11 protein-coding genes are annotated in these 13,971 nt (G+C 65.3%); 9 read left to right on the forward strand and 2 right to left on the reverse strand.

Annotation, left to right across the window (positions count from 1 at the left end; genetic code table 11):
* Positions 1-90 precede the first annotated feature (90 nt).
* The 9 genes from ASG20_RS02460 to ASG20_RS02500 all read left to right on the forward strand — a co-directional run bounded on the left by ASG20_RS02460 (position 91) and on the right by ASG20_RS02500 (position 11,727).
* Positions 91-420, forward strand: coding sequence for a phage tail assembly chaperone (locus ASG20_RS02460; protein WP_236698731.1), 330 nt, complete (start codon positions 91-93; stop codon positions 418-420).
* A 19-nt stretch (positions 421-439) separates the two neighbouring features.
* On the forward strand, positions 440-6,208 hold the full coding sequence (locus tag ASG20_RS02465) for a hypothetical protein (RefSeq protein ID WP_056048046.1): 5,769 nt from the start codon (positions 440-442) through the stop codon (positions 6,206-6,208).
* Entirely contained in the window at positions 6,205-7,884 is a 1,680-nt protein-coding gene (locus tag ASG20_RS02470; protein ID WP_056048048.1) for a phage head spike fiber domain-containing protein, read from the forward strand. Before ASG20_RS02465 ends, ASG20_RS02470 begins: the two co-directional genes overlap by 4 nt.
* A gap of 15 nt (positions 7,885-7,899) precedes the next feature.
* The gene (locus tag ASG20_RS02475; protein ID WP_056048051.1) at positions 7,900-8,184 is read left to right on the forward strand and encodes a hypothetical protein; all 285 of its coding nucleotides are present in this window, start codon (positions 7,900-7,902) and stop codon (positions 8,182-8,184) included.
* Positions 8,181-8,690 carry a hypothetical protein gene (locus tag ASG20_RS02480; protein ID WP_056048054.1) on the forward strand — a complete coding sequence of 170 codons (510 nt, stop codon included), beginning with the start codon at positions 8,181-8,183 and terminating at the stop codon, positions 8,688-8,690. The genes ASG20_RS02475 and ASG20_RS02480 overlap by 4 nt, the downstream gene beginning before the upstream one ends.
* 31 nt (positions 8,691-8,721) lie before the next feature.
* A complete protein-coding gene (locus ASG20_RS02485) occupies positions 8,722-9,279 on the forward strand; it encodes a lysozyme (protein WP_056048057.1) in 558 nt (185 codons plus the stop codon).
* Positions 9,280-9,377: 98 nt separating this feature from the next.
* On the forward strand, positions 9,378-9,938 hold the full coding sequence (locus ASG20_RS19755) for a hypothetical protein (RefSeq protein WP_056048060.1): 561 nt from the start codon (positions 9,378-9,380) through the stop codon (positions 9,936-9,938).
* A 23-nt stretch (positions 9,939-9,961) separates the two neighbouring features.
* On the forward strand, positions 9,962-10,513 hold the full coding sequence (locus tag ASG20_RS02495; protein ID WP_056048063.1) for a hypothetical protein: 552 nt from the start codon (positions 9,962-9,964) through the stop codon (positions 10,511-10,513).
* Entirely contained in the window at positions 10,510-11,727 is a 1,218-nt protein-coding gene (locus ASG20_RS02500) for an SGNH/GDSL hydrolase family protein (RefSeq protein WP_056048066.1), read from the forward strand. Before ASG20_RS02495 ends, ASG20_RS02500 begins: the two co-directional genes overlap by 4 nt.
* 674 nt (positions 11,728-12,401) lie before the next feature.
* Here ASG20_RS02500 and ASG20_RS02505 read toward each other — a convergent pair.
* Positions 12,402-13,181 carry a hypothetical protein gene (locus ASG20_RS02505; RefSeq protein ID WP_056048068.1) on the reverse strand — a complete coding sequence of 260 codons (780 nt, stop codon included), beginning with the start codon at positions 13,179-13,181 and terminating at the stop codon, positions 12,402-12,404.
* A gap of 132 nt (positions 13,182-13,313) precedes the next feature.
* Positions 13,314-13,958: a hypothetical protein gene (locus ASG20_RS02510; RefSeq protein ID WP_056048070.1), complete on the reverse strand. Its 645-nt coding sequence runs from the start codon at positions 13,956-13,958 to the stop codon at positions 13,314-13,316.
* Positions 13,959-13,971 lie beyond the last annotated feature (13 nt).

Raw genomic sequence — 13,971 nt, forward strand, 5'->3', positions numbered from 1 at the left:
CGGCAGATGGCCTGGCTCCACGCCAGGCCAAAGCCGGATGCCCGTAGTCGACGCGGGAAAGACGAACCGTCCGGGCCAGCGCTGAGCCGGTTGGACGATCTGAAGCGGAAGAAGATCGATCCGCCCATGCCGCCAAATCCGGCCCCGCACCTTCTCGGTCACCTGATCGAGATGGGCCTGACCGAGGCGGCAGGGATGGGTTCGGTGCCGCTCAGCTGGCGAGAGATCGCCGCATGGCAGGAAAATACCTGCGTCCAGCTCGAGCCCTGGGAGGCTCGGCTTATTCGCAATCTGTCGAAAGCGTACCTCGCCGAGGGCCACCGTGCCGAAAGCGAGAACTGCCCGCCGCCATGGCGGGCGCCTGTGACCCAGCGCGAGCTGGATATCGAGGAAGCCCAGCTGCGCGCGCTGCTGGGGTAGTGATCGGGGAGGATGATATATGTCCACGGACGATTCCTCCCCGGCACTCGAAGTCGGTTTCATCATCAACACCGAAGGCGCGTTCGCTGAGATGCTCAGCTTCGCGCAGATGTTCGACAGCAAGACGGCGGATTTCCTTCGCAATGCGGCCGAAATGGAAAGAGCGGCGGGCGGCATCAAGCTGACCGCCGCTACCGCGCACGTCCAGGCATTCGGTAACGCGGCCTCGCGCGAAATGGCGAAGACCCAGGCGGCGATCGGCGGGGTCGGGAACGCGCAGGAAGCGCTCGCCCGTATCATGGAGAAGTCCGCCTCGTCGTCCGTGTTCGGTCCGAATACGACGCGCGAGGCGAATGCGACCCGCGCCGAAATCGACAAGACCGCGAAGGGTATCGAGCGGCTCATCTTCACGATGGACCGCGAGGCGCTGTCGGCCGGCAAAACACGCGAAGAATTGCGCGACATGAAGGTCGAGTCGCTCGCGCTGGCCGCGGCGCAACATGACCTTGGCGATTCGGCCGAACGGCTGCTCACCAGCGCCCGCAATCTGCAGGCGGTCCGTGCTGCCCAGGCTCAGGACCGTGACGCGGCCGCAACCGCCGCGGAAGCCGCGGCCGCACGCGAACGCGCCAGCGCCGAAGCCCTGGTCAACGCGCAGTTGCTCGAGCAATCGCGCCTCCAGGCGGCACTTGCCCGTATCAATGGCGCCGATCGGCCGCGCGCGACCGATGCCGGCGCGTCGTTCAGCGCGTTGTCGGCGAAGTTTGCCGAGGACGAAGCTCAGGCACGCGCGATCGCCGCCCAAGCCGCGGCCGCCCGCGAACGCGCCAGCGCCGAAGCCCTGGTCAACGCGCAGCTGCTCGAGCAATCGCGTCTCGAGACGGCGCTCGCCCGTACCACCGGCGCCGATCGGCCGCGCGCGACCGATGCCGGCGCGTCATTCAGTGCCCTGTCGGCGAAGTTCGCCGAGGATGAGGCCCGCGCTGCCCGCGCGGCTGCGGCCGAGGTCAAGCAGCTAGCCAACGAGCATGAGCGGCTTGCCGCTATGGTCCGTGGTTCGCACGATGCGCAGGTCGCCGATGCGGCCGCGGCCGAGCAGCTGCGCGCGTCGACGGATCCGCTTTACGCCGCGACCAAGCGGCTCAATGCAGAGATCGCCGAGTCGACGCGGCTGTATCATGCGGGTGCAACGGCGCCGGCCGAATATGCACGCCAGCAGGACGTTTTGAACGGACGCCTGCGGCAGAGCATGCAGGCGCACGAAGCGATGGCGGGATCGGTCCGCAAAAGCGGCGGTGCCTTGAAGAACATCGCCGTCCAGCTGCCGGACATCACGCAAGGGTTGCTCACCGGCCAGAAGCCTATGCAGGTCCTCATTCAGCAGGGCGCGCAGATCTTCCAGGTCGCGCAGATGGCCGAAGGCGGTCTGAAGGGCTTCGCTGCAGAGGTCGGCGGGCTCGCGGTTGCGTTCCTGCCCGCGATCGCCGTGGCGTCCGTCGCCGGTGTCGCGCTGTATCGCTGGAAGCAGCAGATCGACGACGATGCCGGCATGAAGAAATTCGCCGATGGCCTCGGCCTGACGCACAAGGAGATGAAGAAGCTCGGCGACGTGTCCGTGACGACCGGCGACATGGTCGCCGGCGTCTGGAAGACGATCACGGACAGCATGGACGCGGGTGGCACGGGTAAGTCGATCATGGACTACCTGTTCTCGCCGAACGACGCGCAACAGGTGCAGGGCTTCCTTGCATCGATCTACGGCACGTTCACCGGCACCTATGCCGCGATCGTCGAACTGTGGGGCACCATCTCGACGTCGGTCTCGGCCTATGTGTCGGCCGCGGCGACCGCAGTCGCATCGTTTTTCGCGCCCGTCGTTGCCGCTGCCACGTGGGCGGGCAGCGCCATTTCCCAGACGTTCAATTCTATCTACGACACTGTCGCTGGGTGGCTGAAGTCGATCGGCAGTGCGATCAGCACATTCGCGGGCCCGGTCCTGAAGGCGATGGGCTGGGACGACGCCGCGGTGGCCGTATCAACCGCGGGCAGCAAGCTTGGTAGTGCGTTCGGCAAGGGATACGCGCGGGGCGCCGGGGAGGTCATCAACGGCTCGAACGCCATCGTCTCGAGGACTGCCGAGAACATCATCGACAAGGCGCACGAGCGGCTCACGAAGAAGTCGAACGAGATCAAGGCCGACCGAACGCCGAAGAAGACGCCCGTCGATCGTCACGCCGAATCGCTCGTGCGCGATGCCGAGGCGGTCGAGGCGCAGATCCGCAACCTGTACGCGCTGGCGAAAGCCTATGGCGTTTCGGATGCCGCGGCGCTGATCGCCGAGGCGCGCGTGAAAGCCGAGAGCAAGGCGATCAAGCAGCAGGCCGATATCGAAGCTTCTGTCGATCGTCAGGTTCGCCTCGCGATCGCGCAGCGCGTATCGGACGCCGCCAAGTCGACCGCCGGCGCGCGCAACCAGGCCGCGGCGCAGATGATGGTCAATGCGCAGGTCGCGGCCGGCCTCGTGCCCGCCGAGCGTGCGGCCGACCTGGTCAAGGACCAGATCTCCGATCTGCCGCTGCTCGCCGCGATCGAGGCGGCGCGCACGCGTGGTCTCACCACCGAGGCCGCGCGCGCCACGCAGGCGTTGGTCGACCAGCGCGCTGCGCTTGATGCGCTCACCGTGTCGGAGCGCGCAGCGCAGTTCAATTCGGAGACCGCAACCGGCAACGATCGGCTCGCCGAGCTGCGCGAAGAGCAGCGACTGATCGGCGCGACCGATATGGAACGCGTCCGCGCGCTCGCCACGCTGAAGGCGATGCAGGAGGCGCAGAAGTTCAATCCGGCCGATCGCGACGCGTATGTGAAGCAGCAGGTCGAGATCGCGGTTGGTCAGCAGGCACTGACCGAGCAGCAGGACGCCTACAACGCCTCGCTCACCGCGACGGCCGACCTGTTCGATACGATCGATCAGAGTGCGCAGCGGGCAGCGCAGGGCATGTCGGAGGCATTCGGCAGCGTCGGCACGGCGATCGGCGATACGCTCACCGTGATGACCGGCTATTACGCCGACCAGGCCAAGCTCCAGGAAGCGCACGCCGCGGCCATCCGCGATGCGCATGGCGACCAGACACGCATCGATCGCGAGAACGAAATGTTCGCGATCCGCTCGTCGTCGGCGCAGATCGGCGCGTTCGGCGACATGGCATCTGCCGCCAAGGGGTTCTTCAAGGAAGGCTCGGACGGCTACAAGGCGATGGCCACCGCCGAAAAGGCATTCCGCCTGGTCCAGTTCGCGCTGTCGGTCCGCGCGATCGCGCAGGATGCGATCGAGACCGGCACCAAGATCGCCAACAGCGTGGCGCGTATCGCGGTCGGTGCGACCGAGGCGGTCGTCAATGCGATCAAGAGCCTGCCGTTCCCGCTCAACCTGGCGGCCGGCGCCGCGACCGTCGCCGCGCTGGCGTCGATCGGCGTCTCGATCGCCGGATCCTTCGGCGGGGGCGGCAAGAACACGCTGGCACCGACCAACAGCGGCACCGGTACCGTGCTCGGCGATTCGTCGGCGAAGAGCGACAGCATCAAGAACGCGATCGATGCGCTGAAGGAGGTCGACACCGTGACCAACACCTTCGCCCGCGAAATGGCGGCTTCGCTGAAGTCGATCGACAGTCAGATCGGTGGCGTCGCCAGCCTGGTCGCACGCGCCGGCAACATCGATGCGTCGATTGGCGTGAACGAAGGCTTCAAGGCGAACGCCATCGGTTCGGTGCTGAGCAAGATCCCGGTGATCGGTGGCATCCTCGGCGGGCTGTTCGGGACGAAGACCAGCGTCATCGGCACCGGCCTGTCCGGCGGTCCGCAGTCGGTCGGCAACATCCTCGGCAACGGCTTCGACGCGTCCTACTATTCGGACATCGAGAAGAAGAAGAAGCTGTTCGGCATCACGACCAGCACGAAAACCTCGACGCAATACAGCGCTGCTGATCCCGGTCTGTCGAACCAGTTCACGCTGATCCTGAAGTCGTTCAACGACGCGATTGCCGCAGCGGCCGGTCCGCTCGGCGTTGCCACCGGCGACGTGCAGGCGCGCCTCAACGGGTTCGTCGTCAACATCGGCAAGATCGACCTGAAGGGCCTCACCGGCGCGCAGATCGAGGAAAAGCTGTCGGCCGTGTTCGGCGCCGCGGCCGACGGCATGGCAGCCGCGGCATTCCCAGCGGTCGCTCAGTTCCAGAAGGTCGGCGAAGGCACGTTCGAAACGCTGGTGCGCGTCGCGTCTACCGTCGAGGCGGTCGGCGCATCGCTCGACATGCTCGGCACCAACGCGCAGGCGATGGGGATCGGCGTGAAGCTCGCCCTGGCCGATCAGTTCGACAGCATTTCGGCGCTGACCGATGCGGCCGGCGCATATTTCCAGACCTACTATTCCAAGGAAGAGCAGGCAGCCGCCAAGACCGCACAGATGTCCGGCGTGTTCGCCAGCCTCGGCATGGCGATGCCGGCGACGCTGGCGGCGTTCCGCGCGCTGGTCGAGGCGCAGGACCTGACGACGTCGGCGGGGCAGTCGACCTATGCGACCCTGCTCAAACTCGCGCCGGCGTTCGCCGATCTGCAAACGTCGATGGCGGGCGCGAAGAGCGCGGCCGACATCCTCAGCGAGCGCAAGGATCTCGAGCGCCAGCTGCTCGAGCAGCAGGGCGACACCGCGGCGCTTCGTGCGCTTGACCTCGCCAAGCTCGACGAGACCAATCGCGCGCTCCAGGTTAATATTTGGGCACTCGCCGATCAGAAGGTTGCCCAGGACGCGGCGACCGCCGCGGCGAAGGCGGCAGCGGACGCCGAGTCCGCGATTGCCGCACAACGCGACGGGCTCAACCGGCAGCTGCTCGAGCTGCAGGGCGACACCGCGACGATCCGCGCGCTCGATCTTGCCAAGCTGGACGAGAGCAACCGCGCGCTTCAGCAGAATATCTGGGCAATCACCGACCAGAATGCCGCGCTGGTTGCACAGAAAACCGCACAGGACGAAGCGGCCGCCTCGGCGAAGGCGCTTGCGGATGCGACAGCGCAGCAGCGCGACGGGCTCAACCGGCAGCTGCTCGAGCTGCAGGGCGATACCGCGGCGATCCGCGCGCTCGATCTCGCCGGCCTGGATGCCAGCAACCGGGCGCTCCAGGAGCAGATCTGGACGCTTCAGGATTCGCAGACGGCTGCGGAGGCAGCGGCGCAGGCAGCGCAAACGCTTGCGGATGCATGGGGCGCGGTCGGCACGAGCATCGGCGACGAGATCAAGCGGATCCGCGGCCTGGCCGATACGGGCAGCGCCGTAGGCTTCGCGGCTTTGCAGGGGCAGTTCAACGCGGCGACCAACGCGGCGCGGGGCGGCGATATCGAAGCCGCCAAGCTGCTGCCCGGTCTGTCGCAGTCGTTGCTGACCGCCGCGGCCGACGTCGCGACCAGCCGGCAGGAGCTGGCGCGCCTGCAGGCCATGACCGCGGCAAGCCTCGAGGCGACCAACGAGAAGCTGGGACAGGCACCGAGCGCGAAGACCAGCTCGAGCGCATTGCTGGCCGCGGGCGCCGCTAGCCAGGCCGCCAGTACGCCGGTCGCCAGCAACGACGCGATCGTCAGCGAACTCGTGACCCTTCGCGAAGAGGTACGGCAGATGCGCAGCGAGAATAATACGGGCAACGCGACCATCGCCGGCGAGAACAAGAGGACCAACCGCATCCTCGACAACGTCACGCAGGAAAACGGTGGCAACGCGGTTACGGTGCTCGCGGCATGAAGGTGATCGCCCCCCGCGCCATCACCAACGCGATGCTGTTCGCCTCGAGCCTGGCCGAGACGGACAGCACGCCGTGGAAGCCCGGCACCAGCTTTGCGAAGGGTGCCCGCGCCCGCGGGCTCATTTCGTTCGACTTCACGATCGGCACGCTCGTCGATGCGACGCTCACCCGCGCCTCGTCGGGCACCTACACCGCGTTCAACGGCGTGCTGACGACGGTCGGGGTCGACCAGGCACGGTTCGAGTGCGTGAACGGGGTTTGCGTCGGCCTCTTGGTCGAGCCGCAAGCCACCAATCTTTTCGCGCGCTCCAGCGATCTTCCGAACTGGACGGGCCTGAAACTCAACTCGGTCGTCACTGCTGATAGTAAGACCAGCCCGGCCGGTGATGTCACCGCCGATACGCTGCAACTCCAGAATGGCGGGTACTACTACAACAACATCCCGTCGACCGCGCCGGGCCCGCTCTTTGCCACCGGCTATGTGCGCGGCCTTGCCGGCGGCACGGCGGCACTGCGCCTCTATAGTGCGGCCGGCACTGAGATGGGGGCCTATACGTTCCCGGCAAGCGCGCAGTGGGCTCGCACGACGTTGTCGGTGGCTTTCACCAATACCGCGGGGCGCGTGCTCGGGTTCGACGGGCGTACCGGAACCGGCGGCAACGGCGTTACGTCGACTTTCGATGTCTGGGGCATGCAGATCGAGACCGGTCGGCAGACCTCATACATTCCGACGACGACCGCCGCCACGACCCGCGCTGCCGACGTGCTTACGCTCAATTGGGCTGCCAAGGGCGTCGGCGACGGCGCGTACACCGCACGATACACCTTCGCCGACGGGACGACGCAGAATCTGCCGACCAAGGTCGATGGCGGCAAGGCGGTGGTGCCGACCGACTCCCTGAACGGCACCATCATAGCGCAGGTGCGGCTGGTCGAGGTTCCCGATGGAACGCGCATTTACGAAAGCCTGCAGGCGGACAATCTCGCACACTCGCTGACCGATGGCACATGGTGGCTGGATATCGCACCGACGAACCGCTGGGCACTGTTCGACGGCGCGATCGGGTCGCTGGCGAAAGCCAATGGCCAGATCAGCGTTACCTTGCGGCCAGATATCCCGGTCGACTCCCTCGCCGTGCTCGAACTGACCGCGGCGAGTGTCCGCGTCCAGATCACCGCGAACGGCGCGAGCGTCTATGACCAGACGCAGTCGACCAACGGGATCGATCCGGCATCGCTCATCTTCCTTGGCCTGCCCAACCCGGCGAACGCATCCATCACCGTCACGATCACAGGGGATACGCTGTCGTCGCTGGTGACGGCCGGCGCGCTCGTGATCGGCAACATGGTCGACCTCGGCCTGACCGAGGCGGGCGCGTCGATCGGCATCACCGACTTCAGCAAGCGGTCGACCGATGATTTCGGCGTCACCACCGTCGTCGAACGCGGCTGGGCAAAGCGCATGACCGCCAAGACCAAGGTCGACACGGCTGCCGTCGACGCCATCCAACTGCGCGTCGCAAGCATACGGGCAGTGCCGGCGGTGTGGATCGGTGAGGACGGGTACAACAGCCTCATCGTCTACGGCTTCTTCAAGGAATTCTCGGTCGATCTGGCGCTCGAGACGATCAGCTACTGCTCGCTGACCGTCGAAGGCATGACGGCCGCTCGGTAAATGACAGGAACGGATATGCGCGACCTCAACCTGCGGTTCGAGGACGAGGACGCGTGGGCGGCGCTCGCGATCGATCGCGATCCCGGCCTCCTCGAGATCGACGTCATCGGCATGATCGCACCCAAGCCGGGTACCGGCGAAGCTACCCAGCTGGTGGGCTATCTCGTCAACGTCCGGTGTCTCGATGACCGCGATCTGAGCGTGCTCGAGCAGTTTCAGGTTTTCCCAGCCAAACCGGTGCGGACCTGGTTTTCGGGCGGCGTGACGATCGCGCCGGTTGAAGTGGAGCAACGCGCATGACGGCCAACATTCCGGACCGCGTCGCGCGGCTCGAGACCAGCGTCGAGGCAATCGGCGAGGACGTCAAAGGACTGAACGGCGCGATGGGCGCTTTCGGCGGTAAGCTCGACAAGCTGGTCGACGGCCTGACGCAGACCGACGGCCGCGTTGCCGAGCGGGCGCAGGCGGTCAAGGCGGAGATCCGTGACGAGGGCGACCGTAAGGCACGCGATCGATCCGAGCTATTCAAGAACGGCCTGGCACTCTTCGGCGGGATCTCGCTCGTCGTCGGCTGTCTGTGCGGTCCGTATCTCGCCAAGCTCGACGCGACGTCGATCGGCCAGCGTGAGGATACGCAGGCGGTCTCGGCCGTGCGCGAGGTCCTCGCGCAGCATGGCTCGGAGATCGGCCGCAATCGGGACTCGATCGAGACGTCGCGCGAGCGCAGCCGGCGCCAGGATGATCAGCTGCTCGATCTGAATACCCGCGTCGCCCGCATCGAGGGCACCCGCACCAGCGGCCGCTGATCTTTCGCGGCCCACTACCAGGAGAACATCGATGGCAACGAAGCGTCAGTTGGCAGCAGGGACGGGGCTTGTCGGCACGATCGGCGCGGCCGCGGCAGCGATCGTGCTGGCCGTCATTCCCCCGCTCGAGAGCGGCCCCAAGCCGCAGCTCCGGGCCTATCGCGATATCGCCGGCGTCTGGACGATCTGCGATGGCGATACCGAGAACGTAAAGTCCGGCATGCTCGAGACCGTGAACGGCTGCGAGGTTCGTCTCGACAAGCGCATGACGCGCGACTTCGGGCCGGCGGTGCTGAAGCGCGCGCCAGCGCTGAAGGGGCATCCCTGGCAACTCGCGGCCGCGGTGGTGTTCGCCTACAACATCGGCGTCACCGGCTGGAACGGTTCGACCGCGGCCAAGCGGTTCGCGGCCGGCGATATGCTCGGCGGGTGCGCGGCGCTCGGCCCATACTTCACCATCACAAATGCCAAGGGGCAGGTTTCGACCGTGCCCGGGTGGATCAAGGCAGGCGGCAAGGTGTCGCAGGGCCTGATCAACCGGCGAACCAATGAGCGGTCGCTTTGCCTGACGGGCAAGCTCGCCTTCTAAATCCCGGCCCATTCCCGGGCCTCATCATCACCAGCCATGACTCACCCCTGCGCTTACGCTGCGGGCTGGCAGCGCGCGTCCTCGATCCGGAGACACCCATGTTCGATACCAAGACTTGGTGGCAGAGCCGCACCATCTGGCTGCAGCTCGTCGCCGTCCTCTTCGCCGTCCTCGGTCCGCTCGGCCTGTTGCCTCACGGGCTCGATCAGGAAGACGTCATCAGCATCATCATGGCGATCGTCGGGATCGTGACGATCGTGCTCCGGGTCTGCCAGACGCACGCGATCGCGAAGCCGACCGCCGGCGTCGTCGCGGATGCGGCCGGCAAGATCCTGGCGATCGGCGTGTCGATCGCACTGCCGGTGACCATGTTCGGCGGTCTGTCGGCCTGCGCGACCACCGGCAGTCTGACGTCGACGACGGCGACGCTGGAGCGGATCGACGCGATCGCCGACCGCTATGCCTCGGCCAAGGCGTTCGCCGATATCTTCCTGCCGTTCGTGTCCCCCGATCGCGCGACCAGCATCCGGCTCGCCGGCGCGCTGGTCGACCGCGCCCTGGCGGCCGCGCGCGCGGCCGCGACGACCGCACAGCGCGAGGCGGCGATCCGGGAGGCGGCAACCGCCGCGGCGAACTTCCGCACGATCGCCGGCGCCTGATTCTCTTTCGAAGGACTTCCACGATGAAGAAACTCATGCACCTGATCGGCGCGATCGTGCTGATCATGGTCTCGTCGCTTGCCAGCGCGCAGGACGGCACCGTCAATTCCGTCGCCGCGCCGGCGGGCTTTGCGCCCATGCAGGCGCCATGCGTCCGGCAGGCGGACAAGTCGTGCGTGGCGGTTAGCACCACCACCCCGTTCCCGACGTCGGCCGTGCCGCTGTCGGCCGCGGCGTCGACCGCGCTGACCGGTACCGTCACCAGTTCGGCCGTCGCGCCGACGTCGGGCGCGGCGACGATCACCGCCGGCGTCGCGACGATCGGCCCGCTCGCGCCCGAGCTCGGCCGCGGGATCCGCGTGATCCTGCGCGGCACCTGGTCGGGCACGTTTGCGCTCGGTACGTCGGTCGACGCCTGCGTGACGGTCAATCCGCTGACGATCGGCGGGATGACCTGGGGCAGCTTCACCGGCAGCGCCAACGAGATCGTCGATATCCCGACGCTCGCCGGCGTCATCTACTGCGCCACGGCGACCATCTCGTCGGGCACCCTCACGTATGGAGTTCGGCAGTGATCGATCGGATGATCATGCGGCTACTGTTGGCGCTTGCCGCCTTCGGTATGGTCGCGACGCCGGCGACGGCGCAGGTCGATCCGGCCGCGCGCGGCCTGGCCGTGCAGGCGCAGCAGCAGAATGTGACGCTTGCCCGCGAGGCGAGCATGCAGGGCGCGTCGCTCACGAAGTGGCGAACCTGCCGCGCCAAGCTTCGGCTCGCCCTGGTGTCGACGTGCAAGATCGCGTTCCCCGGCGACAGCAAGACGTTCGGCGCGGGTGCGGGCACCGGCCCGAAGTTCACCGTCAACGCGTTCGGCGCATCGCGGCCGTCGCGCCTCGCGGTGTTGCTCGGCCAGTCCGGTCTACCGACGCGCACCAACAGCTGGTTCGGCGCCGGCGGTATGTCGTCGATCGCCGACGTCCTCGGCTATGATCCGCGGCGAAGCGGGTTTTCGGGTTGGTCGGGCGGCGTCGTGTCACTGGGCGGCGCTTCGCTTGCCACCGGCAACACGAACCCGGGGACGTTCCAGCCGTCCGTGGCGGTCGATCGCGCCTCGGTGTTTTACGTCCAGCGTCCCGGCGAGGGCACCTTCACCGTCACCAAGGGCAGCGAGACCTTCACGATCAACGCGCAGAACGCGACGAACGCGATCATCCGCGGCGAGATCACTTTCGCGACGAAGGACGCCAGCCCGATCAGCATCACCCGCACGTCCGGCGGGTATGTCGAGATTGCCGGCATGATCACGTGGGACAGCGCAGTCCCCGGGATCGAGATCAGCAACTTCGCTGTGTATGGCGTCGTCAGCGGATACCAGGCTGACGCGACGACCGCATGGGCGCCGCTGAATGCGCTGGCCGCTTATGCCCCCGACCTCACGATCATCAACCTGTGGACCAATAACCTCAACACGGCTGTGCCACTGGCGACGTCGGTTGCCGACATCCAGGCGATCATCACCAGGGCGAAGGTGACCGGCGACTGTATTCTCGAATGGCCATCGATCGGGGGGACGTCACCGTCCTATGGCGCCGACGCGACGCGCGCGCAGTGGAAGTCGGCGCTGGTTACGCTGGCGTCGTCGAACGGTTGCGCGTTCCAGGACGATGAAGCGCTGCTTGGCGGTCGCGTTGGCGCTGTCATCAATGGCCTGACGGCCGACGGTGTCCACGAAACCGGGCCGGGCTACGACATCGAGGCGCAGACGCTCCAGCGGTACACCGCGCAATAGCCGGACGTCTTGCAGCGCAAGCGCCTGAAACTTCGTGCTTTCGAGTAGCTATCTTGCGGTTCGGGGCGGGGTATCACCTGCCCCGAACCGGGGTACTAGGCGGCGAAAAACCGCAGAAAAACGTCACTGCGGCGGAGGGAATATCCGCCGCACTTCAGAGTTTAGCCGCAGTCTTCAATGCGGGTCGCATAGCCGCATATTGACCCCCCCGGTGGATATTCCTTGATCCCACCACCCGAGTGATTTCCCGAGCCGTGGTCAATGATATCCGGCTCACCAAGGTGATCGGTGCAGTCTTTGTAGCTGTTGAACCCTCTCGTATAATAATTCTGGCAAGGGTCTTCCGCTTGCAACGGCCTTTGCGGCGAAGCCGCTTGAGCCTGCTGCGGCGCTCCAAACGAAACTGCAGACAGCCCCAGCGCACCAGCGAGCATTAATGCTGTTCTTACCATTGCCGACTCTCCGATCGCGAAAATTCGCGAGCGACAATGTGTCAGCGAGAGCAGAGTCACTCAACGTTAGGACACGCAGACTGGCCTATTTACCGAGCGGTCTGGCGCGGCAAATCAATAGGGGTATCACCCTGCCAATCCCGGGGTGAACTGAACGTGAAACCCTCGCAAACGCAAAGGCTGCGGCGGAGAGTGTCTCCGCCGCAGCAACCCAATTAAACCCTACGGTTTGCCAGCACGAGCCGAAGCCAGTGTTTCGCGTAATTTCGCGATGCCCGTCCGGTCGGGGGTTTCGAAGAACCTCTCGAACCAGTCCGCTTCAGCTTCCATAAAGACGATCCGCGCTTCGTTTTGATCGAGAGTCTCGTCTTGGACCACCGTACGAAAGGCACCTGCCGCGGTGACGGCGTGTTTCGCAGTCTCGGAGAGAACCGAGTGAAGCGCGGTATTTTCCAGGAATGGTCCGCAGTGCACGTCTGTGCCGCCGGGCACCGGGACCAACATCACCACGCCCTCGGGGGTGGCATGACCAGCGAGGCTACAAAGCATATCGTACGCGTCTCTTCGTCGCGCTTTGATAAACCCGTCGCGCCTATCCAGTTCTGTTCGAATTTTGGCCGGACCAAATTTCGCCTTCCGCTGCTTTTCCGGTATCGTCCGCCACTGAGTAACGAGCGTCGGGTCGGTTGAAAAATAGTCGAGCAGGAACGTGGTTTCCAGAAGGTCGCGCAACTGAAGCCCGGAGGCCTGGTAATAACCCGAAAGCGACAACTTCAATGAGGCATTGAGCGCGTTAAACATTCTAATGCCTAGATTCCCGATCGTGCGCTGATCAGCATCATGAACGTTTCTCGAGGGAAGTAAGACGTAGATCAGGTTCAGGCTTTGCTCGATAATCTCAAGATGTGCCGCCATATCCGGCACTGCAGCCAAACGCCTTAGCGACTCCTCGCGAATGGCCTCCTCGCCTTTGTACAGGTTTTGGCTTTTTGTAAGAATCATGTTGCGCGATCTCCTGTCGGCAATTTTGACAGTTACGGGAATTGGCTCAAGTGAAATATTGCGCAGTGCACCGGCTGGAGCAAACACCGCCAGAATTTAAGACATGCCGATGAGCCTTGAACGCCGGTCAGATTACTCTTGCCATTGACATTTGAGGCTATCGAAAAGCTTCCGGCTCGTCTCTGCCGTGTCCCCCGTCCTCAGCATCCTCGCCTGGAGACGGTTGCACGTAGCAGCGTGTCGCGGGGGCGGATTGGCTTCATCTAAGGCCAATACGGCTCCGCCGACGAGAAAGCAGGCGCCCGACACCCATCCGACTGCGGGTGCGGTCCAGAACCAACGCTCGACCCTGACAAGGCTAGCTTTCTCTAATTGGTAGTAGGTCCAGTCGGCTTGGCCGGTAGCTGCCGCGCCGCGCCAAAAGGTCAGCAGAGTCTCAGCCTGCGGACTCGTGAGGCTTAGGAAGTGCTGGATCAACGTCGCTCCGAGCATCGCGAAAACGAGGCCCGCCGCAAAAATGGATATCGACCAGCCGGGACTGTCCAGCCGATCGACAGCCCCTATCGCAGTTAGCGCGCCTCCGGCGTTGAGAGCGAACAGGGATGCAGTCAGCCATCCCGAGACAGTTACGAACTGCCCGTCGATCTTCGCAATACTTCGCTCAAGCCGGTTGCTCTTGTGCATCGCGAGACGCTGGGTCTCGGCCGGACTAAGTTCTTCGAGCTGCTTCATACGCATGCTCTGCCAACCCGCGACGCCGATGGCCAGCCGCTTCAAACGCGGCAACTTT

Source organism: Sphingomonas sp. Leaf198 (assembly GCF_001424005.1).
Taxonomy (GTDB): Bacteria; Pseudomonadota; Alphaproteobacteria; order Sphingomonadales; family Sphingomonadaceae; genus Sphingomonas.

Bases quoted from the DNA above. Each gene is read 5' to 3' on its own strand.
- ASG20_RS02465 (WP_056048046.1), top strand. From the start codon at position 440: ATGTCCACGGACGATTCCTCCCCGGCACTCGAAGTCGGTTTCATCATC.
- ASG20_RS02505 (WP_056048068.1), bottom strand. From the start codon at position 13,181: ATGATTCTTACAAAAAGCCAAAACCTGTACAAAGGCGAGGAGGCCATT.
- ASG20_RS02480 (WP_056048054.1), top strand. From the start codon at position 8,181: ATGACGGCCAACATTCCGGACCGCGTCGCGCGGCTCGAGACCAGCGTC.
- ASG20_RS02470 (WP_056048048.1), top strand. From the start codon at position 6,205: ATGAAGGTGATCGCCCCCCGCGCCATCACCAACGCGATGCTGTTCGCC.
- ASG20_RS19755 (WP_056048060.1), top strand. From the start codon at position 9,378: ATGTTCGATACCAAGACTTGGTGGCAGAGCCGCACCATCTGGCTGCAG.
- ASG20_RS02485 (WP_056048057.1), top strand. From the start codon at position 8,722: ATGGCAACGAAGCGTCAGTTGGCAGCAGGGACGGGGCTTGTCGGCACG.
- ASG20_RS02475 (WP_056048051.1), top strand. From the start codon at position 7,900: ATGCGCGACCTCAACCTGCGGTTCGAGGACGAGGACGCGTGGGCGGCG.
- ASG20_RS02495 (WP_056048063.1), top strand. From the start codon at position 9,962: ATGAAGAAACTCATGCACCTGATCGGCGCGATCGTGCTGATCATGGTC.